The 24300-nt window shown below is 61.9% G+C and carries 29 protein-coding genes and 3 pseudogenes; 22 read left to right on the forward strand and 10 right to left on the reverse strand.

Translation table 11 applies throughout. From position 1 onward, the window contains the following. Nucleotides 1-340 precede the first annotated feature (340 nt). A complete protein-coding gene (locus BOO71_RS08525; protein WP_075831523.1) occupies nt 341-655 on the forward strand; it encodes a hypothetical protein in 315 nt (104 codons plus the stop codon). 173 nt (nt 656-828) lie between these two features. Here BOO71_RS08525 and BOO71_RS08530 read toward each other — a convergent pair whose 3' ends face one another. After that, nucleotides 829-1341: a hypothetical protein gene (locus BOO71_RS08530; RefSeq protein WP_075831524.1), complete on the reverse strand. Its 513-nt coding sequence runs from the start codon at nt 1339-1341 to the stop codon at nt 829-831. A 473-nt stretch (nt 1342-1814) separates the two neighbouring features. Here BOO71_RS08530 and BOO71_RS28280 point away from each other — a divergent pair, with 473 nt between their 5' ends. The 5 genes from BOO71_RS28280 (at nt 1815) to BOO71_RS08555 (ending at nt 6459) form a co-directional block, all read left to right on the forward strand. Beyond that, nucleotides 1815-2918, forward strand: a complete 1104-nt coding sequence (locus BOO71_RS28280) for an IS1 family transposase (protein WP_439823021.1) — start codon at nt 1815-1817, stop codon at nt 2916-2918. Nucleotides 2919-2991: 73 nt separating this feature from the next. Next, entirely contained in the window at nt 2992-3999 is a 1008-nt protein-coding gene (locus BOO71_RS08540; RefSeq protein ID WP_075831525.1) for a hypothetical protein, read from the forward strand. 51 nt (nt 4000-4050) lie between these two features. Next, nucleotides 4051-4587: a hypothetical protein gene (locus BOO71_RS08545; RefSeq protein ID WP_075831526.1), complete on the forward strand. Its 537-nt coding sequence runs from the start codon at nt 4051-4053 to the stop codon at nt 4585-4587. Between the two features lie 155 nt (nt 4588-4742). Beyond that, nucleotides 4743-5324 (forward strand): hypothetical protein, encoded by a 582-nt coding sequence (locus BOO71_RS28695; RefSeq protein WP_254843089.1) that lies wholly within the window; start codon nt 4743-4745, stop codon nt 5322-5324. Nucleotides 5325-5655: 331 nt separating this feature from the next. Then, on the forward strand, nt 5656-6459 hold the full coding sequence (locus BOO71_RS08555; protein WP_139322841.1) for a hypothetical protein: 804 nt from the start codon (nt 5656-5658) through the stop codon (nt 6457-6459). Between the two features lie 63 nt (nt 6460-6522). On the opposite strand, the gene BOO71_RS08560 is transcribed toward BOO71_RS08555, so the two are convergent. From BOO71_RS08560 to BOO71_RS08570, 3 genes are all read right to left on the reverse strand, one after another. Further along, nucleotides 6523-6981 (reverse strand): hypothetical protein, encoded by a 459-nt coding sequence (locus BOO71_RS08560; RefSeq protein WP_075831528.1) that lies wholly within the window; start codon nt 6979-6981, stop codon nt 6523-6525. 287 nt (nt 6982-7268) lie between these two features. Next, nucleotides 7269-8195 (reverse strand): hypothetical protein, encoded by a 927-nt coding sequence (locus BOO71_RS08565; protein WP_139322842.1) that lies wholly within the window; start codon nt 8193-8195, stop codon nt 7269-7271. Nucleotides 8196-8529: 334 nt separating this feature from the next. Then, nucleotides 8530-9219 carry a DedA family protein gene (locus BOO71_RS08570; RefSeq protein WP_254843090.1) on the reverse strand — a complete coding sequence of 230 codons (690 nt, stop codon included), beginning with the start codon at nt 9217-9219 and terminating at the stop codon, nt 8530-8532. A 147-nt stretch (nt 9220-9366) separates the two neighbouring features. Between BOO71_RS08570 and BOO71_RS08575 the strand changes: the two are divergent. After that, nucleotides 9367-10077: pseudogene (locus BOO71_RS08575) on the forward strand (IS6 family transposase). A gap of 116 nt (nt 10078-10193) precedes the next feature. On the opposite strand, the gene BOO71_RS28285 reads toward BOO71_RS08575, so the two are convergent. Together BOO71_RS28285 and BOO71_RS29175 are read right to left on the reverse strand one after the other, a co-directional pair. After that, nucleotides 10194-10448, reverse strand: coding sequence for a hypothetical protein (locus tag BOO71_RS28285; RefSeq protein ID WP_075831530.1), 255 nt, complete (start codon nt 10446-10448; stop codon nt 10194-10196). Nucleotides 10449-10546: 98 nt separating this feature from the next. Continuing rightward, nucleotides 10547-10663 (reverse strand): annotated as a pseudogene (locus tag BOO71_RS29175) (transposase); the annotation flags it as partial. A 352-nt stretch (nt 10664-11015) separates the two neighbouring features. Between BOO71_RS29175 and BOO71_RS08590 the strand changes: the two are divergent. The 6 genes from BOO71_RS08590 (at nt 11016) to BOO71_RS08615 (ending at nt 14160) form a co-directional block, all read left to right on the forward strand. Then, nucleotides 11016-11747: a hypothetical protein gene (locus BOO71_RS08590; protein WP_075831531.1), complete on the forward strand. Its 732-nt coding sequence runs from the start codon at nt 11016-11018 to the stop codon at nt 11745-11747. A gap of 80 nt (nt 11748-11827) precedes the next feature. Further along, nucleotides 11828-12058, forward strand: a complete 231-nt coding sequence (locus BOO71_RS08595) for a DUF302 domain-containing protein (protein ID WP_175607406.1) — start codon at nt 11828-11830, stop codon at nt 12056-12058. Between the two features lie 160 nt (nt 12059-12218). Next, on the forward strand, nt 12219-12464 hold the full coding sequence (locus BOO71_RS08600) for an SHOCT domain-containing protein (protein ID WP_075831533.1): 246 nt from the start codon (nt 12219-12221) through the stop codon (nt 12462-12464). 105 nt (nt 12465-12569) lie between these two features. Beyond that, nucleotides 12570-12692 (forward strand): CBS domain-containing protein, encoded by a 123-nt coding sequence (locus tag BOO71_RS08605; protein WP_075831534.1) that lies wholly within the window; start codon nt 12570-12572, stop codon nt 12690-12692. A gap of 389 nt (nt 12693-13081) precedes the next feature. Then, the gene (locus BOO71_RS08610; RefSeq protein WP_075831535.1) at nt 13082-13705 is read left to right on the forward strand and encodes a class I SAM-dependent methyltransferase; all 624 of its coding nucleotides are present in this window, start codon (nt 13082-13084) and stop codon (nt 13703-13705) included. Then, the gene (locus BOO71_RS08615; RefSeq protein WP_075831536.1) at nt 13702-14160 is read left to right on the forward strand and encodes a hypothetical protein; all 459 of its coding nucleotides are present in this window, start codon (nt 13702-13704) and stop codon (nt 14158-14160) included. The genes BOO71_RS08610 and BOO71_RS08615 overlap by 4 nt, the downstream gene beginning before the upstream one ends. On the opposite strand, the pseudogene BOO71_RS28700 reads toward BOO71_RS08615, so the two are convergent. From BOO71_RS28700 to BOO71_RS08630, 4 genes and pseudogenes are all read right to left on the reverse strand, one after another. After that, nucleotides 14151-14341: pseudogene (locus tag BOO71_RS28700) on the reverse strand (IS4 family transposase); the annotation flags it as partial. The gene BOO71_RS08615 and the pseudogene BOO71_RS28700 overlap by 10 nt on opposite strands. A gap of 385 nt (nt 14342-14726) precedes the next feature. Next, nucleotides 14727-15887, reverse strand: a complete 1161-nt coding sequence (locus BOO71_RS08620) for a sensor histidine kinase (protein ID WP_075831537.1) — start codon at nt 15885-15887, stop codon at nt 14727-14729. After that, entirely contained in the window at nt 15877-16578 is a 702-nt protein-coding gene (locus tag BOO71_RS08625; RefSeq protein ID WP_075831538.1) for a response regulator transcription factor, read from the reverse strand. Before BOO71_RS08625 ends, BOO71_RS08620 begins: the two co-directional genes overlap by 11 nt. Nucleotides 16579-16609: 31 nt before the next feature. Further along, complete coding sequence (locus BOO71_RS08630; protein ID WP_075831539.1) at nt 16610-17011, reverse strand: TlpA family protein disulfide reductase; 402 nt, start codon at nt 17009-17011, stop codon at nt 16610-16612. A 34-nt stretch (nt 17012-17045) separates the two neighbouring features. Between BOO71_RS08630 and BOO71_RS27745 the strand changes: the two genes are divergently transcribed. The 9 genes from BOO71_RS27745 to BOO71_RS08675 all read left to right on the forward strand — a co-directional run bounded on the left by BOO71_RS27745 (nt 17046) and on the right by BOO71_RS08675 (nt 24259). Further along, nucleotides 17046-17207, forward strand: a complete 162-nt coding sequence (locus tag BOO71_RS27745) for a hypothetical protein (protein ID WP_175607407.1) — start codon at nt 17046-17048, stop codon at nt 17205-17207. 20 nt (nt 17208-17227) lie between these two features. Then, nucleotides 17228-18292: a peptidase C39 family protein gene (locus tag BOO71_RS08635; RefSeq protein ID WP_254843091.1), complete on the forward strand. Its 1065-nt coding sequence runs from the start codon at nt 17228-17230 to the stop codon at nt 18290-18292. 300 nt (nt 18293-18592) lie between these two features. After that, entirely contained in the window at nt 18593-19027 is a 435-nt protein-coding gene (locus BOO71_RS08640) for a four-helix bundle copper-binding protein (RefSeq protein WP_075831540.1), read from the forward strand. Nucleotides 19028-19120: 93 nt separating this feature from the next. Continuing rightward, nucleotides 19121-19651 carry a DUF305 domain-containing protein gene (locus tag BOO71_RS08645; protein ID WP_217694871.1) on the forward strand — a complete coding sequence of 177 codons (531 nt, stop codon included), beginning with the start codon at nt 19121-19123 and terminating at the stop codon, nt 19649-19651. A gap of 19 nt (nt 19652-19670) precedes the next feature. Further along, nucleotides 19671-19988, forward strand: coding sequence for an NADH-quinone oxidoreductase subunit A (locus BOO71_RS08650; RefSeq protein ID WP_075831541.1), 318 nt, complete (start codon nt 19671-19673; stop codon nt 19986-19988). Next, nucleotides 19979-20887, forward strand: a complete 909-nt coding sequence (locus BOO71_RS08655; protein ID WP_075831542.1) for a complex I subunit 1/NuoH family protein — start codon at nt 19979-19981, stop codon at nt 20885-20887. The genes BOO71_RS08650 and BOO71_RS08655 overlap by 10 nt, the downstream gene beginning before the upstream one ends. Continuing rightward, nucleotides 20884-22047 carry an NADH-quinone oxidoreductase subunit J gene (locus tag BOO71_RS28295; RefSeq protein WP_217694872.1) on the forward strand — a complete coding sequence of 388 codons (1164 nt, stop codon included), beginning with the start codon at nt 20884-20886 and terminating at the stop codon, nt 22045-22047. Before BOO71_RS08655 ends, BOO71_RS28295 begins: the two co-directional genes overlap by 4 nt. Then, nucleotides 22044-22355, forward strand: a complete 312-nt coding sequence (gene nuoK, locus BOO71_RS08670; protein ID WP_075831543.1) for an NADH-quinone oxidoreductase subunit NuoK — start codon at nt 22044-22046, stop codon at nt 22353-22355. The genes BOO71_RS28295 and nuoK overlap by 4 nt, the downstream gene beginning before the upstream one ends. Further along, complete coding sequence (locus BOO71_RS08675) at nt 22352-24259, forward strand: NADH-quinone oxidoreductase subunit 5 family protein (protein WP_075831544.1); 1908 nt, start codon at nt 22352-22354, stop codon at nt 24257-24259. The genes nuoK and BOO71_RS08675 overlap by 4 nt, the downstream gene beginning before the upstream one ends. Nucleotides 24260-24300 lie beyond the last annotated feature (41 nt).

Here is a 24300-nt window from a genome sequence, read left to right on the forward strand (position 1 = left end):
ACCAACAGCACCTGAAGATAGGCGGCCTGGGTGGAACGCAGGCTGGTTCCAGGGAGCAGGGCCGCTAGAATCTGGCTGGGGGTCGTCCGTTTTGTTGCCACACATCAACATGGACGATCCCCACCCCATTCGTCAAAAACCTTCCGGAGTACTGCCAAGAGAGACAGGATTAGGAAAGGTTCTCGAACAGGCAGTACACCAAGTTGTCTTGGAGGATGGCTGGAGAAAATGTTGGGGCTGTGGAAGTGCGCTAGACTTTCAACTCAAAAGACCGCTTTCAGGATGTTAAGTTCTTGCAAGAACCGCTCTGCACAGGGTTGTACGAGCGGGGAGGCTCACCATGAAAAAAGCACTGCTGCTGTCCGCCGTGGCCGCCCTCGCCCTCTCCTCCTGCGCCCCGCGTTACAACCCCAACGCGCAGAAGCCCGACGTGGATCTGTCCTGCTCCGAGGTCCGCAGCGAGATCACCCGCGCAGAGTCAGCCCGTGCCGAGGCCACCAGCAACCGGGGCCTCAGCACCCAGAACGTCGCATGGGCCATCTTCTTCATCCCAGGCGTTGTGGCGAACGAGTACACCAACGATCAGGTGCAGAAGGCCGCCGACGAACGCATTGGCAAACTGAACCAGTTGTACGCCGTTAAACGCTGTAACTAATCTTTTCGGCAACACGACGAACCCGCCCCAGTCGGCGGGTTTTTCCATGCACCTTCCGCTGGCCGACTTTCTCGGCCAGCCCTGTCGTCATCCGCCCAGATCGTGGTTGACGCCCGCCACAGAACTCTTGCTGTGCCCCACACTCTCGCACGGAATCTGCCCAGTTGATGACGTTATTTACTGGTCCATTCAATCGTCTGCGTGGAGCCGCCCAGGTTCTTTACTTCGCCCGTAGAGGCGGTCAACGTCAGGGTGGCGGATGTGCTGGCGGTGGCATTCAAGAGGAGTGTCACGCTGCCGTCCACGCCCGTCATGGTCTCATATTTCACCGTTTGATCTGGCGAGATGGTGGCTGCAATCGCCGTGGATTGGTTATTGACGATACTGGAGATCACATAGAGTGGGTTCTTCCCGGTGTTCTTCACTTCCCAGGTCACCGCCACGCCTGCCACCGGATTATCGTTCTTGTCGGTGGCGACCACCGGGACCATGATTTCACCCTGATCCCCGCTGGCAACGGTGGGCGTGGCGTTCGTGCTGACTGCGGCCTTAACCTCTAATTCCTCGATTTCCACCTTGGCGACGGGGCCAACAGCACTGGGTGGAAGAGCGGGAATGTCTGAGACAGACACCTGAGCGGAGGCAAGGGGCAGCAGTAGGGCGGCGGTCAGGATCAGGTGACGCATCAGGAACTCCTTTGGGGTAAAACTTGATTTCAGGTGGATAGGCTGGCGGCTTCAGACGATGGGGCACTTCATCCCTCATCAGCCTGGGTGTCCAAAGTGTACTTGGTCATGCCTCAGAGGTCACGCGCCGGACCACACCCATATGTCAAACAAGACGCCGACAGAAATGGCTTGCATTGCGGCACGTGTGAGGCTGGATGCAACCCAGTCAGGCCGTGTGGTAGAGGACTGGTGCCTGCTGGCGCTGGCTTCAGCTCCTGAAGACAACGCTTCCTGCCACTGGCGCACCTATTCTCTTGAATGTCAGGTGCTGATGTTTTTCGCTCAAAAGCGCTGTCCTCATTATCTCGAGGCGGAGGCCCGACAGCGTCATCCAGAAGCTGGGTGTTCCCGATGGCCTTCTCGCGGTAGAAGGCTGGAATCATGCCCGACATGCCTGACATGAGTGGCGTCCGGGGATACGCCCCGGACGTATGCAATCACCCTCACTCGACAGTTTCCGCTGCCAGGGCCCTGCTTGTCCAGCCGCTGGCCAGCCAGGTCTCGGGAATATTCGTCACCGCAAGTGGTACGACACGCGCTCGGGGCCGCGCCGGTTGCTCCGCTGCTCGACCTGCGCCCGGGAATTCAGTGAACTCAAAGGCACTGCCCTCTGGAACGTGAAGCTCCCCTGTGAGCGGGTGGAGAGCATCGTGGAGCACGTGACGCGCGGGAACAGCTTCAAGCAAACCGCTGAACTCACCCATACCCACCGCACCACCGTCTCCCGGCTGGCGTGCATCGCAGGTGAACACGCTGCGCGTGTTCACGATCAACACGCCCAGGATCTGCACGTGACGAGCCTCCAGGCCGATGAACGGCACGGCTTCGTGGGGCGTAAGGATCAGCCGTGCTGGGAGGCCACGGTGATCGACCCATGCTCAAAATTCATCGTCCAGAACGCTCTGGGGGCGAGAGCGACTGATCTGGCAGTGCGGTTGCTGTTCGGCGCCCGTTCACGGCTGCACGATCCACATGGCGTTGTGCTCTTCACCGATGGCTGGCTTCCGTATGAATCGCTGTTCCCAGCCGTGTTTGGACGCCCCTTCCAGCCCCAGCGTCAGGGGAAGCGTGGACGCTTCCCCAAACTTCAGTACCGCATTCCCCGGACTTCAGGGCACGTGCGCATCATCAAGACGTATCAAGGCAAGCGCGTCGTGGACATCCGTATCGAACGCGCCGCTGGGAGCCAGCGGCGCGTCAATCAGGAGCTGGCCTCTCTCGGCGACAACACCCCCAACACCTCGGCAGTGGAACGGCACACCGGGACGGCCCGGCGCATGAATCCACACCAGGTCCGCAGAAGCCTCGCGTTCGCGAGGCTTCCCCACGTCCGTCAGACGGTGAGCGATCTGGTGGGCGGGGTCTACAACTTCTGTCGGGTGAACCGGAGCCTGCGAGTCAAGCTGGATGAACCGGTGGGGCGTCGTCAATATGCGCAACGGACGCCAGCAATGGCCATCGGGATCACGGACACGGTGTCGAGCGTGCTGCGCCTGCTCGGCACCGTGGTCCTGCCGAAACCATGTCGGTCATGATTCCAGCCTTCTACCCTTCTCGCCACGTCGGAAATGCGGCAACCCTCATCATCCCCGCCGCGTATCGTGGGGTATGCACAGATCCCTGCTGACCCTGACCACCATCGCCCTGATGGCCTCTACTCCAGCGCAGGCGCAGACTTTGCAAACCTTGACGCAGGCCAAGGCCATCACGCGGCTGCTGTCCGCGCCGGAAATCAAGGCAGAATGGTTCTCGCCGGACTTTCTGGCGCAGGTGTCATTTGAGACCGTTGCGGCGCAATTGCAGAGCGTCAGCACCACCTACGGCAAGTTCATACGACTGGACACCATCCAGGACCGCCCCTTGGCCATCTACGAGCGCGGAACCCTGGTGATCACGGCCGCCTCTCTGGACGGTCAAGGCAAACTGACCGCTTTCGGTACAGCAACTGGCCCGGCCTCAATGGCGGCTGATCCGGCGGCGGCGCGGGGCGAACAAGCCAAGGTAGCGACGCTGCTGGAGAAGCTTTTCAGGTCCGATCCGCTCGACCTGTCACTGATCAACCCGTCGTTTCTGGAGCAGGCCAGCGCGGAAGACCTGACCACGTTATTCGCCAGCATCCGCGCCGAGTACGGGGCGCTGCAAGACGTGCAGATTGCAGACGGCGGCTACCGACTGACCTTCGAGAAGGGTCAGTGGGACGCCACCAGTATCAGTCTGGACGGCCAGGGCCGATTCACGGGCCTGCTGCTGCGCCCGGCCGAACCGGAAGCCGCTGTGGGCAGCAGTGATGAGGCCGCCCTACAACTGACCAGCCTGTTTAAAACCGATCCTGTAGACGTGTCGCGCTTTAGCCCCGAGTTCCTGGCAGAAGCGAAGACGGACGACATCAGGGCTTTGTTTGCCAGCATTCGTGCCCAGTTCGGAACCCTCCAGAAGGTTGACCCGCAAGGTGCGGGCTGGCGTCTGACCTTTGAGAAGGGCGCGTGGGACGTGACCAGTTTCAAAGTCGATGTTCAGGGGCGGATCTCCAGCTTCTTTCTGCGACCTGTCCCGCCAGAAGTCTCCTACAAGACTCTGGCGGAAGCCCGCGCCGTCTTCGCTGCTCTCCCCGGATAGGTCAGCCTCCTCGTGCAGGAATAGGGACAGCCACAGCCTCTGGCCGCCCGCATGATCAGCGTGAGCGATAACACTGCCGCCGATCTCCTCCTGAAGTCCGTGGAGCGCGCGGGTGTGGAGGCCAGATTGGGACAGACCGACATGCCCAGCACCCGCGAGTTCTTCGTCCTCAAGAACCCGGCCAATATCGAGTTGCTACGCGCCTACCGTTCAGTGGGGCTGGACCGGGCCGCGCGAAAGGAAGTCTTGAAGCAGGCAGACGCCGCGCCACTGTCCAATGCCATGGTCTTCGTGCAGGGCCTGACCATTGCAACGGACGTGGAATGGTTTGTCAGCGCCCAGGGCCTGTGCCGCCTGATGGCGGAACTGCCCGAGACCTGGCAGAACCCTGGTGTGGCCGATCCTGCCGATTTCCCCAGTGTCAGCTTCAAGGGCGGCTCCGAACCCGGTGTGCTCAACCTGACCAACCAGCTCACCAGCAAGGTGGGCAAGATGTGGTGTGTCAGCGCCACTCGGAACCGACCTGAACCGCTGGATGAGCAGATGTTTATTGCCATGTACGCGGGCATGCTGAAGCTGCCGCACTGAACGGCGGCAGGCTCTCATCAAGGCAGGTGACCAGTCAATTGTCAGGAATCTCTTAATAATAGTATCCGAAGACTCAGTCTTAAGCCACCTGCCCCTTATGTTTGATCAATGTAAAAATCACCCATTTGACCGAAAAATATAGGAAAGTAAGAGGCATGAAAAAAATAATGATGGCAGTGGCAGCTGTAACCATGACCGGCCTTCTGGCGAGCTGTAACAGCGGCCGTGCACCGGATGGCAGCGGCAAGGGGAAAATCGACAGCATTCGCACCGAATACAAGCTGAACTCGGCTTCCGGTCGATTCGTTGCGTGTGACAATGTCACCGGTAACGGAGCGCGGAACAAGAAAACGGAAGTCGCCATCAATCTGACCTTGGAAGGTTTTGTTGAATCAGTTGTTATTGGTCTGAAGGGCAACTCTACCAGCCAGTACGACAGTAACTTCACAACTACGGTGACTGGCCAACAGCTTGCCAGCATTGGCAATGGTAAATACAGGGTGGAATTTGAGGCAAATTCCTCAACAGGCAGCGGCCTGCTTCCGCAAAGTATTATCGTCACGCCTACCACCCAGAAGGTCAAGATCGTGACTGCCGGCAATAGCCTGGGCAGCTTCTACCCTCAGCTCAAGGTTAGGACCGGATCGTCGAACTATCAGATTGACGACATTGCTCTTGGCAGTATTTCCGTATATGGCACCTGTAATGTCACATCTGTAACCAACGAAGATATCTAAACAGCATCTTTTTTATGCGCCGGGGCTGACAGCTCCGTCGTTTTTTGAAGACTCATTCGGAAGTGATTTAAGAGTGGGAAGAAGTTCCGATCCTCTCTGAGGACCTTAAAGTGTGCCGATTCTGAAGTCGCTGTGCTAAGAATCCTGCACTTATTTGGCATTCAGTCTTCGGGTATATCAAAACTCTTTACAGAAGCAAGGTTGCCATTTCATTCTGGGCAACTTGACGATTCATATATCCAAATGCCAAGACGTGGCCGATTAAGGACGCATAATCGACTCAAGACTAACTTCAATTGCGTTTTGCTTCTTAAAGCTGAACAATAGGAGCATGAAGACGCAAGCCCGCCCACTCCTCGCCCTCAGTTTTTCTGTGCTGGCTTCTTCCAGTTTGGCCGGTGGGGGAAGTGGACCTCTGCCTGTTGAGCCACTGCCCACAGTGAACTGGAATCAGGCGTTGTTTCCCCAGGCTGGTCCGCTGCGGGTGGTTCAGGGGGAAGCGAGGCGCGAGGAACCCAGTTTCTTCCCTCCGACTCACCTTGAGCTTCAACTCCAGGGTGCCCCCGACGCTTATGGCATCGAAACCACCGTCAGCATTTATCCGTTGGCCGCCCTGCTTCAGAAATACCCCGAGCAGACCGAGGGCAGCGTGGGTCAACAGGTAAAGGCCCTCCGCTCACTCCTTGAGAATCCGGCCCCACTGAACACTGCCGCCGCCTTCCGGTTGCCCGCCATAGACACCGTGAACGCGTCGCTGGCCGTGGCTGGGGCGCGCAAGAGCCTGTCGTCAGCCAATCTGCGCGGTGTACGTTACTTGGGGGCGTTCTCGCAGGACGTGCGGCGTTTCGCCAGCACCGATGTGCGTTACGTGTTCCAGGGCATCAGCCGCGACGGCAGATATCTGGTGACGGTGAACGGCTCGTTCTCTGGCAACGTGCTGCCTACCCGCGAGAGCCTGGAAGGCAGCGGATATGACGTGGCCCCCCAGCCTCAGGACAATGACAAGGACCGCGCCCGTTACGAAGGTGAAGTGAATACCTATTTCGCGGGCGTCAACAGCACGCTGGATCAGAGCAACTCCAATCCTGAGGTCACGCGGCTGGACCAGTTTGTGGAGTTGTTGCAACTCCGCTGAATGCAAGGGTCAACGAAAAGCGTCCTGACCTCATCGGTCAGGACGCTTTTCGTTGGATCAAGGTCAGTCGCCCTGGCGTTCAAGGACGTAATACACGCCGTCCCAGAGGGTTAAAGCCTCGCGGTCCGAGATCCTGAACACGGTGGCACCGAACTCAGTCCAGTCGTTGCCCGCGCACCGGATGGTCACGGTTTCCACGGCACTGCCCTTGATGCCTATTGAGGCCAGTGAAGTGCGGTAGTTCTCCAGAAAAGCCTGGTCGGTGGTGCGTGCCAGTGAATAGGTCGGGGTGTCGCAACTCTCATCAGAGACGGCGCGGTTGGCGCTGTAGGTCAGCATTTTGCCCAGGTTGGCCTTGGCCTGGTCTTCCCCCACCGAGATGCCGTCACCGAAGCGGTAGGCCGTGACCTCCCAGGTGCCGAAGATACTGACAGGCGCGCCTCCTCCCCCCGCCAGAGCCGACGGTACGAGCGCGAAACCGATGGCAAGAGATGCGGCTTTGAACCAACTCGTGTTCTGCATGATGGACCTCCCTTTGGAACACAGGCCAGGCTGTACAGACCTCTTTCCTGATCGGACTTTACCCAAATCCATCCGGTTGCGCATGCGTTTTTGCCGTTTTGCCCATCCACACGGCTTGAGCTTTTACTGAAACTTGTGCAGCCAATCGGGCGCAGACCAACCTCAGCCGCCTGCGTTCTTGATCAATCCCAGGACTCAACATCTATGTTCAGACCATGGTGATGACCGCGTGACTGGGAGGGGATTTGTCTTTCAACGCCCTACATGCCATGCCCAGGCCCGCAACCTCACTCAGTCCGTATCTCCTCTCGCTGTTGAGGTGATGACACCTGCTCCCGAAGCTCCCGGTCCTCTCGGGCCCACTCGTCAGTCTCGATTTCCGCCTCGCGCCGTTCCTGTTGCTCGGTGGCCTCCTCTGCGGCGTGGACCTCCTGCTCGTTTTCCAGTGCCACTTCCTCACCTTCGTTTGTTTCAGCGTCCAGGATGGCCTTGGCACTGCTGACGCGTTGCAGGATGTCCGAGTAGTTCAGCAGGGCGCTGGTGTTGTGGCGGATCAGCAGGGCGGTGACACTGCGGCTCAGGATCACCAGCAGGATCAGCCAGATCAGGTCCCGCACGGGGCCAGACATCGCCGCGTTGTCGCTGAAGGCGCGGGTGAGGGTGGCGCTGGCCGCGATGCCCAGCCCAATCAGGCCCAGGATGCCCCCCGCCTGCGCTGGGCCAACCACAAGTCCGGTGCGCCGGGCCACCCGCGCCTCGCGGTCCCGGTACTCATCGGCCACGAAGTTCAGGCTGGCACGGCCAAAACCCAGCAGGGCCACCACCAGTTCCTGATGGCTCACGGCAGCGCGGGTGGCAGTCTCCAGACTGTCCTCGCGGCGCCGCTGCCAGTCCTCGCGGAACTGCCGCACGGACACGCCGGTCCAGACCATCACGGTCAGCAGGGCCACCCCTACGCCGCCCAGCGTCGCTAGGTCGTTGTTGACATGCAGACCCCAGAAGGCAACTCCCCAGGCCAGCACTTCGACAACCGGAACCCACAGCAGCGGCCAGCCCCGTAGCCCGTCACGTGGGCGGGGGACAGGTTCGGGCCGGGACCGGCGGCGAACGTCTGCCAGCAGCAGGGCGCGGACAGCTTCCACGTCCGTCAGGAAAGCGCTGTATTTGCCTGCCGCCGGGACGTCCTGCGTCCGCTTTGCCATCTGCCGCGTCATCGCCCGATTATGACAAAGGCGGTCAGACGTAGAGGGGCGCGACAGAGATGTTCAGCGGGGCTACCGAAAAATCAGTCTCCGGACAAGCCGATGAATCGTTTGGCCATGGGGAAGCGGCGTTTGTTGAAATGACGGTGCATTTCTTCGATCAGCTCGGCCAAGTGGCTCAGCCTGCCTTTGGCGGTTTCTCAAGACCTATAAAATAGGGCTTGTTACGCCCAGGATCTGTTGGTGAAATTCCCAGCGAGACTGTTCGGGACCTTCGTACAAACCTGCCAGAAACTATCTATTTCATGTGGCAGTCCAAAACTGTTGTAGATGGGTGAGGACCAGGTCAGTTGTCGCCCTCTCCAGCCCCGCCGTAGGCAGACGAATCCTCGCCCCTTTCAAGTATGTTGACGCCGTCTCGCGCCTGGTAGACCTTCAGTCCCCAGATAACCAGCACGAGCAGCACCGCGCCGATGGCCAAGTCAACGCCCCAGCGCCCAACCTTTGGTAGGATCTGCGGACCGAATTTCCACAGGATCGTCTGCCAGACGCCCACATGTACCGCCGCCCCCAGCAGACTCAACAGGGTGTATTTGGGCAGGGGATAATGGCTCAGGCCAGCAAGCAGAGTCACGGGCGTGCGCAGACTACCCACTGTGCGGCTCACGATGACCAGTCCCGCGCCCCAGCGTTCCAGCAGCTGTGCCGCGCGTTGGGTACTGCGGGCTTTGAGCCAGCGGGCGGGCAGGAGATGTGCGCCCCAGCGGGCAACGGCGTAGCCCAGCAAGCTTCCCAGCCAGTTGCCCAGCACGCCCCAGATGAGCGCCGCCGTCAGGGTGGTGTGGCCCGCGTCAATGGCCGCCGCCTGGGCAAGCATGGGAATCACGCCGGGAATGCCGGGAATACCTGCTCCCTCCAGCGCCATCAGGCCGAAGGTGGACAGATTCAGGACGGCCGGATCAAGGCTGGACAGCCAGGACCACAGCCGGGAACCATGTTCCGTGGCCAGAGGCAGGGCTTCTACGAGCGTGCTCACCGGAGAAAGGCTTCCACTGCACAGCAGTGTAACCTGATCCTGATCTACACGCCTGGACTGGACTCTCTGTTCAGCGAACGGCTAGCTGCGTCATCTGTAGAATGTGCAAAGGGTTGTGGCAAGTTGTTTTGGTAGGGTGGCGCGGTGTTGAGCGGTCAGAAGCTTCCCAGATATCGGTTCCCTCGTGAGGTCATCGGGTACGCCGTGTGGCTATATCACCGGTTTACGCTGAGCTATCGGGATGTTGAATAACTCCTGCTGGAACGAGGGATCTGCGTCACCCGCGAGTCAATCCGCAGCTGGTGCATCAAGTTCAGCGACGTATTCGCCCAGGGTCTGCGCCATCGGGAGTCCCGACGGGGTTCCCGATGGCATCTCGACGAAATGCATGTGGACGTGGGCGGCATCACTCACTGGTTGTGGCGGGCGATTGATGAATATGGCATCGTGCTGGACGTTGTCCTTCAGCGGCACCGCGATACTGAGGCAGCCAAGTCCTTCTTTGTCCGCCTCCTGGGTGAGCACGACATTCCAGAGACGGTCCACACTGACAAGCTCTGGAGTTATGGGGCGGCCCTTCGTGAGCTTCCCGTGCTCCACAGTGTGGAGCACGTCCAGGTGGTCTCCACGGCCCGCTGCAACAACCTCGTGGAGCAATCTCACCGTCCCACCCGACGACAAGAGCGCCAGCAACGCGGCTTCAGATCACGACGACGCGCACAGGGATTTCTCGACCTGCACGCCCGCGTTACGAATCTGCACTACCCGGCCCGCTGCACCGTACCAGCTCATCACCGTCGCCACCACTTACAACAGGCGTTCACGCTATGGCGCGAAGTGGTGCGGCAGACGGCCTGAACTTCAGGCCGCCTGCGATGCTGAGGCGCTTTGGGTGCTGAGGAAACAACAACTTGCCACAACCCCCAGGACTGGTGGCTTGTCGGACGCGGCAGTGCCGCGTCCTCGCTTGCCTTTCAAACGTCGTCTGCGGCCAGGCCGAGATTTTTTTTCACCAGATCGCTTTGCCCCTTGTGCCCCGCCACCAGATACACCTCGTCGATCTCGACCGTGCCGGCGAGGGGAGGCGTGATGGACGCCTCCACCACGCCTTGCCGGAGACTTCGGGTCATGTTCTGAGCATCATCTTCGTTCAGGCCGAGTTCATGCGCAATCTGACGGTGACTCAGATTGAGGCCCATCAGATAGAGGCAGCGGTCAAGCGTCGTCATCGGCGCTGCTCTGACCAAGAAAGCCACCCACTGCCGGAGGGGGTGGTGGTGGCCGGCAAAGACCGTGCCGGTCAGGTCATCGAACTTCCGCTGGCAATTCAGACAGCGATTTCGCTGTCTGAACCGCTGGGTGTCTCCCGGCCTTGTTTGACGACATGCGGTGCGTGGCAGTGCGGGCATGTCACGCCACCGGGCCAACGGAGTTCCCGCACGACTTTGAAGCATTATTCATCGTCCAGGAGCTGAATCAAATTCAGCATGCCGACAGTTTACCAGAGCGTTCTCAGCTCCCTGGAATCCAGGAAGAGCCAAGATTTAATCGGAGTCCGTATGACACGCACACGACTGATCCGCACGCTGGTGGACCTTTCTGACACAGGGCTGGCCCGGCCTTCAGGTACAACCATCTGTGTTCCTGGAGCCCCACACCCACCAGTAATGCCCTGGTAATGACTGACAACTACGTTCAGAGTGCAGCGCTGGGTTCAGGACAAGCGGGTTCACTTCTGAACGGTGCTGAACACGCCTGGAAGGGATCACCACCTTCAGGTTCAACGGAGGTCCAAGATGAAAAAGACGAGCAATCAACTGCTGATCGGCACCGGACTGCTCCTGTTCGGCCTCATAGGAAGCGTGTTCGCCCAGAGCATGATGGGTCAGCCGGGAAACGGTGGGATGAGACAGGGGAATGGCCAGGGGATGATGGGCGGCAATGGCGCCAGTGTGGGAATGATGGGAGACAACGGCATGGGCAGCACAATGATGGGCCTCTACGCGCCCTCGTCACGCCCCATCTCACAGGACGAGGCCCGGCGGCGCGCACAGGGATTCGCGGGTCGGTACAGCGCTCAGGTCAAGATCAGGGACTTCATGGTCTTCGCCGAAAATGACTACTTCCAGGTGGTGGACGTTGCAACTGGCGCAGGCCTGGCCGAGGTGCTGGTCAACCGCTATACCGGGGTGGTCCAGCCTGAACCCGGCCCGAACATGCTTTGGAACACCCGCTTCGGCATGCAGGGCGGCCAGTTTGGCAACGGCATGATGGGCGGCCTCAACCAGGGCCGTCAGGTTCCTGTAGCCCCGGCCCGATATACCCAGACGGCAGCACAGAAGCTCGCCAGCACCTTTGTGGCCGGATACCTGCCCGGAAGCAAGGTGTTTGAAGGGATGCCGTTTCCTGGGTACTACACCTTCGATTATGGGCGGAAGGCCACCGAAGGCATGCTGTCGATCAATGCCTTCACCGGAGAAGTCTGGGTGCACGGCTGGCACGGCGCTTATCTCGGTGAGGTCAAGTAGACCCGTGCCGATTCAGGAGGGTCAAATGACCGACTTTGCCGTCAAGCGAACTTTTGAAGCCGATCCGGCTTCGGGGCCGTGTGGTTGGGCCTAGGGCCAGCTCGCCGGATCTGGCTCGACAGGCCCTCGAACTCGACCCGAGCATCGTCGCCCTGCTGCCCTGTGGCGCGTTCGTGATCGGCACGCAGAACGGCACGGAGGTGGGCTTTCTCAACCCGGCCCTGGCCCTCGGATTGACGGACAATGAGGCGCTCGGCCCACTCGGGGTCCAGGCCAGGGCAATGCTTCAACGGGTGCTGGCCGAGGTGTGATGCGGCGAGATCCTGATCCGCTCAACCACACCCTGAATGCTGGGCGCGAATCCATGATCCAGATCCCTTCATCCACGCGAAGACCTGGCAGACCCCGGGCGCAACCTGCCGGGAACAGCGTCAACCTCAAACGGTCACTCAAGAGAACAAAGGAGTCAAGATGAACGGTTACGGCTATGGGATGGATTCGGGAGGATTTGGATGGATCGGCATGCTGCTGTTTATGGTGGTGATCATCGTCGGGCTGGTGGTGCTGGTCCGCGCCCTCAACCAGGGTTCGCATGGGGGTCATGCGGGCAGCGTGTTCGACACGGACCGCACCCTTCAGATTGCCCGGGAGCGGTTTGCCCGGGGTGAACTGACCAAAGAGCAGTTCGAGACCCTCAAGCGCGATCTCGGACACTGACCGGCTGGCGTGGATTGGCGGCTCCGGCGCTACCGCCCAGGCTGCGTTTGATCAGCCTGGGCGGTAGCAAGGTCTCTCGCCCACACCTGTGTCAAGGAAAAGTCTATGCAAATGAAAGAAGTGATGACCGGCAACCCCGCCTGCTGCCTGCCTGACACGCCCCTGCCAGAAGCGGCCCGCACGATGGAACGACACGACTGCGGCTGTCTACCTGTGGTGGAAAAATAGAAAAACAGAAACCCTATCGGAATGATCATTGACCGGGACATTGCCGTGCGTGGCGTGACACAGAAAAAGGACGCCAATAATACGGATTCCGTATAACATGAAAGCGGCTGAGTGCCTGTCCAGCTTCGTCGTGACCGTCACCCCAGACGACAGTGAGAATGACTGCTGTAAGGTGACGGCGGACAATCAGGTACGAAGGGGTGCCGTTGTAGACGACCAGGGCGGTTGCTGCGGGCTGGTGTGACAAGCCGACGTCGCCCTCGACACCAACAGCAAGGTCGTGGGGAAAGTTTCCCGGTCGACGGACAGTTCGAATAGCCTTCAGGGCACGTCCATCTGTTTTTTGGGGACGTAACAAGGCGTCCCTGACTTCAAGGAGGAGAGCCAGCGTGGCGAATTCCGAGCGCGTCCAACACCTGTATGACCGGGCCGCAAAACGGTACGACGCCGTGACACGCCAGGCAACACTGAACGCGCTGCGCGCCAGATTGCTTTCCGGTGCCTTCGGCGACGTGCTGGAACTTGGGGTGGGAACGGGCGCGACCTTCGCGCATTATCCGCTGTCCCTACACAGCCTCACCGCCCTGGACGTCAGCGGCGCGATGCTCCGAGGTGCGCGAGTGAAGGCGCTGCCTCTGCCGTTCCCCGTTCGGCTGATGCAGCGCGACTTTCAAACCCTGCCATTTCCTGAAGGCAGCTTCGACACGGCTGTCAGCTCTCTGGCGCTGTGCGGCATACCCGATCCACAGCGCCTGTTCTCCGAGCTGCGCCGGGTCTTGCGTCCGGGCGGCCAACTCCTCGCGCTGGAACATGTTCGCCCACCCAATGCGCTGCTCGCCAGCGTCGCCAACCTGCTTGATCCGCTGTTCGATCACGTCGTCGGGTGCCATCTGAACCGGCCCACATCCGAGTTGCTGCACAACGCTGGCTTTCGGGTCGAAGTGCGGGAACGCCGCCTGGGAGGCATTCTCGTCGCGCTCAAAGCCACGCCCGAACAGGACGGTAGCGCATGACGCCTGACCGGCTTGAATTGACGCAGGCGTTGCTGAGAGTCTACGGCGTGGCGTTCGCGCTTAACTTCGCATGGGAGATGCTGCAAATGCCGCTCTTCGGCGACATGGACTGGTCGCCTGCTTCATGGGTCCTGTGTGCGGCGGCCTCGCTTGGCGACGCGGCCTTTTCGGCCGCTGCCTACGCGGCACTTGCCGTGTGGCATCGGGACACCTGGTGGATACGCCGCCGGCGTCTCCTCGATCTGACGCTGGTGGTCATGGGCGGCACTTTGTCGGCTTTCCTCGGGGAGCGGATCACGCTGGCCCTCGGCTGGTGGTCCTACCGTCCCCTGATGCCGCTCGTACCGGGGCTGGGCGTGGGTGTGGTGCCGTTCGTGCAACTGGCCGCGCTGACCGTCGTTACGTTTGAAATCATGCGCGCCTTCGGACCGGGCCGACGGACGCTTAGGAGCTGAAGGCTGGCCCCGGAGACGACTCGCTCCCACCTTACGGCCTGACTGACCTGTGTCTGGCCCCTCCGTCCTTGACTCCGCACCAGTCTCCCCTGGTTGTCATGTCCTGCTGGTCCTTCGCCCCGACATGGGTCATCCAGGCCAGCGCGATGCACAGCAATCCGAACAGTCTATATATCCGATCCGGTCCGCAGCCGTCGTGTGCAGACGCCTCAGGCCATCCGCGAGCGCTTTCACTCCCTGAAGTCGGCGTTTTGCGTCCACCCAATTGAATGGTCCCCATTCCATATTACCGCTGGATAGAGGCGGGGTTCGCACCTGAATACCCGGGCCACCGCAAAAGCTGCGGGATGGCCCAGCCCATCTTCCACGTCTGGCGAATTCTATTGCCCCCTGACAGCGGACGCCTGGCCCATCCCGCAGTCGAAAGCAGAGATTATCTGTGGCATAACGCCAGCTGGCGGTTCCCAATGGTTTTGTCAGGAGTGTCACCAAAATTCCTGAACGTCACACACCCTGCGGATGTTCAGCGGGCCGCCAGTGACGTTGGCGGCCCGCTGTTCCCTACGTCAGGCCATGTCCTGCTGGCCTGAACGCAGCCCGGACGCCGCCAGGGGAAGTTCCACGGTCACCGTGGTCCCGACACCCACCTGACTGCTGAGTGAAACGCGTCCGCCCATGGCCTGGACCAGATGTTGCGAGACGGTTAAGCCCACGCCCACGCCCACGTTCTCTTCCGCGTCCCGCGCCCGCGACTGATCTGAACGGTAAAACCGCTCGAAGACGTGCGGCAGGTCCTGCTCACGGATGCCTTCACCTGTGTCCGTAACCGTGACCTGACCGCAGGTGGGCAGTCTGCTGACCTGCACCGTCACCCCGCCACCTGTGGTGTGCCGCAGGGCATTGGACAACAGGTTGACCAGCACCTGCATCAACCGGTCAGGATCAGCCAGGACCGCCGTTTCCTGCTGCACATCCAGTTTCAGGTCCAGGTCCTTCAAGGCAAAGGGGCGCTCAAACTGGGCGAGGGCGGCGCGCGTGATCTCGCCCAGAATAACGGGCTGGTTGACCACCGACATCATTCCGGCCTCTGCCTGTGTGACCAGGGACAGGTCCTGCGTCAGCCGCTCCAGGCGGCGGATCTCGCGGAGGATGTCAGGAGCCGCCTCCTCGATGCTGAACACGCCGTCCAGCAGGCCCTCGGTCAGACCGCGCATACCTGTGAGCGGCGTGCGCAACTCGTGGGCGACGGTGCCGATCAGCTCGCGTCGCCGCTCCTCGGTGGCCTCCAGCGCCTGGGCCATGCGGTTAAAGCTGCTGGTCAACTCCCCCAGCTCGTCCCGGCCCATCTCCGGCAGCCGCTCGGCGTAGTGGCCCGCCGCGATGCGCGTGCTGGCGTGGCTCAGCCGCTGGACCGAGCGTAGGATCTGACGACTCACGAACGCGCTCACGGCCAGGGACAGCATCAGCGTCGCCACACTTGCCACGAACAGTGCGCTGCCAAATGCCCCGGTAAAGCCGTCCGAGAGCTGGCGGCGCATTTCTGGAATATCGCGAATCCCAAACATCTGCATCATCTGCTTGATGTGCGTCTGGTAGAACAGCGGCGCGCTCCACTCCGCGATCAAGATCATGGTCACGGCGGACAGGACGATCACCAGCAGGTAAGACAGCAGCAATCTGGCCCGCAAGCCGGGGCTGGTGAACCGGGACCATCCGCTATTCGGCATGGCCAAAGCGGTAGCCCACACCGCGCACGGCGTGAATGAGCCGGGGCGATTGCCCGGACTCCCCCAGTTGTTTGCGCAGGCTCACCATGTGGACGTCCACCACCCGGTCAATGCCCGGAAAGTCCTCGCCCCACACCCGCTCGATCAGCTCCGTGCGGGTGAAGACCCGCCCCGGAGTCTTGACCAGAACGTACAGGAGATCAAACTCCAGCGCGCTGAGATCCAGCCTTTGCCCGGCCAGGCGGGCCGTGCGCGTGACCGGATCAATGCGCATGTTCCCGTAGACCACGGCTGCCGGGGCCGCCTCACCGGACACGCGCCGCAGCACGGCCTTGACCCGCGCCACGAGTTCGCGTGGACTGAACGGCTTGACCATGTAATCGTCCGCCCCCAGTTCCAGCCCCAGCACCCGGTCAAGCTCTTCTCCGCGTGCGGTCAGCAAGATGATGGGGACATCAGACACGGCGCGCAGCCGCTTGCAGATTTCCAGGCCGTCCAGTCTGGGCAGCATCACATCGAGGACCACCAGCGCCAGGCCAGGAGCCTGCGCCGCCTGCAACCCGTCCAGACCGTCAGATGCAGTCAACACCTGGAAGCCCTCACGCTCCAGGTAGGCGGCCGCCACCTTGCGCACGCTGGGTTCGTCGTCGACCACCAGGATGGTTCTGGCCCCTTTTTCTGAATAGGTCATCCCGTCCTCACACCCTGAGTTGGCGCTGCGTTCAAAACGACACGCCAATCTTCCGGGCGTTCAAACGCAAACTGTCCCGGTTGAGGGGACCCGAGTGCTTGGCCTGCACGACGCCCTGCGCGTCAACGAAAAAGGTTTCTGGCACGCCAGCAACCCCAAAGTTGATGGCGGTTTGGGCTTGAGGGTCCAGGACACTGGGATAGGGTACGGCAAACTCCTGTTTGAACGCCCGCGCCGCGTCCGCCCGGTCCTGAAAGACCACACCTATCCCCCGGACGTTCCGGGCCTGCTGGGCAAATTCCCGGAGCAGCGGGGCTTCCTCCCGACAGGGGACGCACCACGACGCCCAGAAATTGATCACGGTGGGCTTGCCTGCCTGCCCGCCCAGGCTGAGGGACTGACCGCTGAGGGTCACCAGCGTAAACGCCGGCACCGGCTGTCCAATCAGGGGAGAACCTGGCCCAGCGTTGGGCTTAAAACCTGTACCGCAGGAGGCATTTGAGGCCTGGCTCGAGACCGGTCAGTTCACAGATATTCCGACGTTGGCCCGCCGCGCGCTCAAGCTTTACCCGGCCAGCAAGGAACTCCTGCGCTTCCAGGCCCAGGTCAGCCAGCAGGTGGGCCAGTGACGCTGGACGGCGGCAGGGGCTTGACACGGCGGCCCCGTGCGAGTGTGCTGCCCCTGACTTTACCCGCTGCTCTGCTGCTTTCGGGGGCGATGGCGGCCCCCTACACGCAGCAGACCAGTTACGGCGTCCCGTCTCCCCTCGTCCGGGTTGCGCAACTCAACGCCAGCGTGCCATCCACCTGGCAGGCGTTGCCGCAGATAACGGGCGGACGCCTTCAGGGGGGGGAGGTCCGCGTCGCGCCGTTCAACGAGTTGATTCCCAGTTGGAACGTCACCGGAACGCCCACCAGCGCGGCAGAGGTGGAAGTGCGGGTGCGGCGTCCTGATGGCAGTTGGACGCCCTATTTCGGCTTCGGTACCTGGAGTGCGTCCGGTGTTCGGTCCAGTGACCGCGCGGTCCGAACGCCGGACGGTGAGGTCAGGACCGACACGCTGGCGCTCCCGTTTCTCAGCGTCGCTTTTCAATTCCGCGCGGCGCTGGGGCCGGGGCTGGTCCCCCGCCTGATGTCGTTCAATACCTCGGACACTGCCCTACGCTTCCAGGACCAGGGCCGGGCGGGGCAGCCCACAGCCTGGAACAGGAGCCTGACGGTGCCAGGGCGCTCGCAGATGATCTACCCGAACGGGGGAGAGGTGTGGTGCAGCCCGACGAGCGTCAGCATGATCCTCGGCTTCTGGAAGCGCCCCGTTCGTGTGCCGGACGCCGCCCGCGCCACCTTTGATCCGGCGTATGACGGGTTTGGCAACTGGCCGTTCAACACCGCTTACGCCGCCACGCAGGGCCTCCAGGGTCTGGTGACCCGGATGGGCAGTTTGCGTGACGCTGAAGCGTATCTGGTTCGGGGCCTTCCGCTCGCCGTGAGCCTGCGCCTCAAAGCAGGGGAATTGCCCGGCGCACCCCTGTCCTGGTCCAATGGGCATCTGCTGGTCCTGCGGGGGTTTGATGCCGGGGGCAATCCAATGGTCAATGATTCGGCGGCCCGCAGCGACGACACGGTCAGCCGCGTTTATCCCCGGGCGGTGTTTGAGCGGCTGTGGCTTGGCCATGCGGGCGGCATGGCTTACGTGATGGCCCCGCAACCCTGAAAACAGTGAACTCAGAAAGTGGTCTGGTGCTGGAGCCACATGACCCTATTGCCGTGAATTCCAGGCGTTCCTCTGCTGTTATCCAGCGCTACGACTGCACGTTTCCCAGTCCATTCACCTTGAAGGATACTTAACGCAAGCCTGCGCTTTACACGAACTTAACAGGAAGCGACTTAGATCAGTGGTGCATCAGAAATTGTTCACCCGTCGGCCCGAACCCTGGCGGCCTCTCCCGACGATGATCTGATGCTCCCGGACCGCTCCGCCATTTCTTCCCATCCCATTCCTGGAGGTTTTGCCATGACCCAGAACGCCGGTTCCACCATCACCCGTATGCTGCAGATGCACCCGCAGATTGACAAGTCGCCTTTCGATCTGGGTGCGCTGACCGAGTGCATCGACGCCTGTTTCGAGTGCGCGCAGATCTGCACCTCCTGCGCCGACGCTTGCCTGGGCGAGACCGAACACGCCGGACACCTGATGCACTGCATCCGTCTCAACTCGGATTGCGCCGACATCTGCATCACCACCGGGCGCGTGCTGGTGCGCCAGACGCAGCCAGAACTGGCCGTGATCCGCGCGCAACTTCAGAGCTGCCTAGCCGCCTGCAAAGCGTGTGGTGACGAATGCCAGCAGCACGCCGAGAAGATGAGCATGAAGCACTGCGAGGTGTGCATGGAGTCTTGCCGCCGTTGCGAGCAGGCCTGCCAGGCACTGCTGGCGACCCTGAACTGAACGCCTGAAGTTCACGACGCTCGCTGCCTGCCAGGGACATCAAGCTGGCAGGCGGTTTTTTCCGCGCCCAGATGTGCGGCCCAGGAGAAATCCATGAACGAATCCATGCATCGTACGCCGGGCCACGGCGACGACAACGCCATGCCCGATCATTCCAAGAAAAAGTCGATGGGCGGCAGTTACGGACGTTTTGCCGCCATGATTGCCACCTCCACCGTGATCATGTACGGTCTGATGTACCTGAATACCTATCAGTGGGATCATATTTACTTCAGCCAGACGCGGATGTGGATGGCGCTGTACATGGGCGCGGTGATGGCCCTGATCATGCTGGGGTACATGCTGAACATGTACAAAAACAGCCGGACCAACATGGGCATCCTGATCGGCAGCGTGGCGGTCTTTGCTGGCGCGTTGTACCTGGTGCGGTCCCAGGTTACCGTGGGTGACGTGGCGTGGATGAAAGCCATGATCCCGCACCACTCCATTGCCATCCTGACCAGCGAGCGGGCGCAGATCAAAGATCCGCGCGTGCGCGAACTGGCCGACGGCATCATCAAAGCCCAGGTCCGCGAAATTGCTGAGATGAAAGTGCTGATCGCCGATCTGGAGAGCAAGAAATAATCTGGACCGGGGAGCCTCTATGCTGCTCAACCTTTACTCCGCTGTTGCGCTGGCCGCTCTGCTGGTCTTCGGGCTGGCGCTGCTGGCCGCCGCCCTCTGGCGTCCCCAGGTCCGGCACCTCACACTGCCCGACGCCTGGAAGCAGTACCGCTTCGGCTTCCCCACCTACGCCCTGATCTTTCTGGCTTTCGACATGGAAATGATCTTCATGTACCCGTGGGCCGTCGTGTTCCGGGGCATTGGGCTGGAGGCTTTTCTGGACATGCTGGTCTTTATCGCCATTCTGCTGACTGGTCTGACCTATGCCTGGAAAATGGGCGGGCTGGAATGGGAGTAGCTGGAATAGGTATAGTCGGCGGCGCTTTCCTGACCCTGCTGGCGCTGTGTGTCGGCGCGGCACTGACTTTCTGGCTGGAACGGGCGCTGACGCCCGCAGTTGGGGCCGCGCAGCCGCTCACTCTAGATCAAGACGTGCAACTGGGCCATGCGGACCGCTGGATGTATCCTGCTGGCCCCATTTCGGCGCTGTTCGGCGTGACGGCGGCGGCAGCAGTCCTGCCGTTTGGACCGGGGCTGATCGGAGCAGACCTGGGCATCGGGGCTTTTTACTTCATCGTGGTGGTGGATTTTGTGGTGCTGGGCGTGGCGCTGGGCGGCTGGGGCGCGGGAAGCCGCAACGCGGTGGAAAGTTTTTACCGCATTACTGCGCAGCTCGTGTCGTACGTGGTGCCACTGGGACTGGCCTACGTCGGCGCGCTGATGATGGCCGCCTCGCTGTCCACCACCCGCATCGTGGAGGCGCAGAGTGACGTCTGGTTCATCGTGTTGCAACCGCTGGGCTTCATCCTGTACCTGATCACCGGGCTGATGCAGGCGTACCGCGCGCCGTTTTACGAGCCGCTGTCCGAACACATTGGCGGCGGCGTGTTGAGCGCGGTAGGCGGCTGGAAAGCGCTGCTGTGGCGCGTATCGCTGGCCGGGCTGCTGTTCGTGGTCGCGGCGATGGGCGCGCTGCTCTATCTGGGCGGCTGGCTGGGACCGTGGCTGCCCGGCCCGGTGTGGATGCTGCTCAAGACCTTCGCGCTGATGGCGTTGATGCTGTGGCTGGGCCGACGCTTCAAGCCGCTCAGCACCGCGCAGATGCTGTCTCTGTCATGGCGCATCCTGATTCCCGCTGGACTTCTCAACGTGCTGATCGTCGGCGGGCTGATTCTGGCGGGGGTGGGGCCACAGTGATCCTGAGCGTAGCGATGCAGTGGCTGGCCTTCGGCCTGTTTGCCCTTCTGGCAGTGCTTGGCGCGCTGGGTATGACCACCACCATGAGTATGTTCCGCAGCGGCATCTTTTTAATGGCCTCGTTCATCGGCGTGGCGGGGCTGTTTATCCTGCTGTCCGCTGACCTGATCGGGCTGCTGCAAATCATGATGTACATCGGCGGGATGTTGGTGATGATCCTGTTCATGCTGCTGTTCTCGATGGACCCCGGCGGCGCGATGATGGCCGGGATGCAGATGTCGCCGGTGGAGCGTCTGTTCAGCCGGGGCCTGAAGCCGCAGGGCGAGAACGACGGGAACGGGCATCAGGGCCACGATATGGCCGGGATGGGCCACGGCGATGCTTCCTCCAGCGCAGATGACGGACACGGTCAGGCCGACGCACCCAGCGACGGTATGGCGGGCATGGATCACGGCAGTATGAAGATGGACATGGGCGACGGGAACCGGGCGCACCCCGCCCACCACCACGCCGCCATGAATCACGCTGGAGCGGATGAGGCGCAGATGACGCATGGGGACTCTGGCCCTGAGCAATCAACATGGGGTGCTGATCATTCCAGGATGACCCACGGTGAAATGGATGCAGGCCAGACCCAGGCCCACCACGCCATGCCGCACGGTGAAGAGCCGGGGCCGGTGTCACCGGAAAGCGGCAGCGGGCAGGCACAGATGGACCACTCCAGCATGGATCACGGGAAGATGGATATGGGTGGTATGTCCGGCATGGATCACGGCGACATGCAGATGGACGGTGACATGGGCGGTATGAACGGCGATATGGATATGGGCGGTATGGACATGAGCATGGTCACGCCCGCCCGCCCCTGGGCCGCGTGGCTGGGTCTCGCCGTGACCGCCGTGCTGGTGGGCCTGCTGCTGTGGCGTCCGGCGTGGCCCATCAGCAACGTCGCCTTCAGCACCGATTCGCCGCAGCAGATCGGCATGCTGCTGATGGGCAAATACATGATCGCCTTTGAGGGCGCGGGCCTGCTGATCCTGCTCGGCATCTTCGGCGCGGTGTTCCTGCAACGTCCCGGCTCCCATCCCTCCGATCCGGGGCGGGAGGCTTATGTGACTGCCGACAAGAATCCTGTCCCCATCTCAAAGGACGAACCGTGACCCTGCCCCTGAGCGCTTACCTGATCGTGGCGGCCCTGCTGTTCGGCATCGGCATTTACACGGTGGTGGCGCAGCGCTCCGCCGTGATGGTCCTGATGGGCGTGGAACTGCTGCTCAACGCCATTGGCCTCAACCTGATCGCCTTCTGGCGTTACGTGCGGCCTGACGACTACTCCGGCCAGATCTTTACCATCCTGATCGTGACCGTGGGGGCCATAGAAATGGCGGTGGGCCTCGCCATCATGATGCTGCTGTACCGCAACCGCCAGACGCAGCAGGTAGACGACTATCAGGAGCTGAAAGGGTGACGGCGTTGCTGCTGCTGGTGCCGCTCGCGCCGCTGACCGCCTCCCTGCTGATCGCTGTGTGGGGCAGATACGCAGGCTGGCTCAACGTCCTCGGCGTCAGCGTATCGGTGCTGGCGCTGCTGCTGATTGGCAGGGCAAGTCCGGCACTGTCGGGACCGTGGTTTGAGTCAGGATCATTTCAACTGACGGTGGGCCTGTCACTGGACGGCCTTTCCAGACTGCTGAGTTTCCTGGTTGCAGGTGTGGGCCTGCTGGTCAGCGTCTATGCGGTGGGCTACATGCGCGGCGAGACCCGGCAGCCGCGCTTCTTCGCCACCCTGTCCTTCTTCCTCGGCGCAATGCTGACGCTGGTGCTGGCCGACTCCTTCGCACTGCTGTTTGCCGCGTGGGAGGGCGTGGGACTGGCCTCTCACCTGCTGATCGGCTTCCACTTCACCCAAGTAGAGGCCCGTAAAGCTGCCCTGAGGGCGTTTCTGATGACGCGCGTGGGGGATGTGGGGCTGCTGCTCGGCTGGCTGCTAGCATTGAATTTGACGGGCACCAGCGATATTGGCGCGCTACTAGGACAGGTGGTGAATCTGCCTGCTGGAACGGTGGAACTACTGGCCCTGCTCTTTTTAATCGGGGCCATCGGCAAGAGCGCCCAACTGCCGCTGACCGCCTGGCTGCCGGACGCGATGGTGGGGCCGACGCCCGTTTCGGCGCTGCTGCACTCGGCCACGATGGTGGCGGCAGGGGTGTACCTGCTGTTGAGGCTGGAGCCACTGTTCGCCGCCGCGCCCGCCGTCTTGCTGGCGGTGGCGGTGATCGGCGGTCTGACGGCGCTATTTTCCGCCCTCGTCGCCACCGCCCAGACGGACCTCAAGCGGGTGCTGGCGTGGTCCACGGTGTCGCAGCTCGGCGAGATGTTCTTCGTCTACGGGCTGGGCGGCCCTTACGCGGCAGCCTTTCACCTGGGCGTCCATGCGCTGTTCAAGTCGGCACTGTTCCTGAGTGCTGGAGCAGTGCAGCACGCGGCAGGCACGCTGAACCTGGGCAAACTGGGCGGCCTGGGGCGGACCATGCCACTGACAGCCACGGCCTTCACCCTGGCGGGCCTGACGCTGGCGGGGGTGCCGCCCTTCGGCGCGTTCTGGAGCGAAGAAGCGATTTTAGGGACGGCGGTCCAAAGCGGCGCGTGGACCGGCCTGTTCATGCTGGGGCTGATCTTCCTGGCAGGCGTCTACATCGCGCGGGCGGGCGTGACGACATTCTGGCCGGGGGAGAGGAAGACAGAGGCGCGTGAGGTGGGCGCTTTGATGGTCTGGCCCGCGTTGATCCTGGCCGTTGCCGCGCTGTTTGGCGGTCTGCTGGGCGGGGCGCTGCGTGACCTGCTGCCGTTCCCCGAAGCCCCGGAAGTGGCGCTGGGCTGGCGAATTGCCGCTATTGCCGCCAGTGTGCTGGGCCTGGTCTGGGGCGGCGTGCGGGCGGCGCGGCTCAGCGACGCCCCCGCACTCGGAATGTGGCCGCGTGCGCTGGGTGCAGCGCTGGAAAGCCTGACTGTGGGTGTGGCGCACCTGACCTGGGCGCTGTCTCTCGCCCTGCAACGGGTGGAAGCTGGACTGGACGGCGCGGCGCGGGCGGTGGCCCATGCAGCCCTAGGCAGCAGCCGGGGCGTTCAGCATGCGGAATCCGGTCTGGACACCTCTGGGCGGGCCGTCGCCGATTTCGCCGTGTCGGGCGCGAACCTGACCGCACGCGCCGAGGAAGGCGGTTTCGCGCAGGGGGCCGATGGTCTGGCGCGGGGATTAGGCAGCCTGGGGACGTGGCTGCGTGGCCTGGAAAGCGGGAAGATCTACCTCTACACCTTGATTCTCTTCGGCTGGATGCTGGTTATGACGCTGGGGGCAGTGCTATGGCGCTGAAGGCCGCCGCTTCGGCAAAAAGTGTTTTGAATAACTCACAA

Source organism: Deinococcus marmoris (genome assembly GCF_001949125.1).
GTDB lineage: Bacteria > Deinococcota > Deinococci > Deinococcales > Deinococcaceae > Deinococcus > Deinococcus marmoris_A.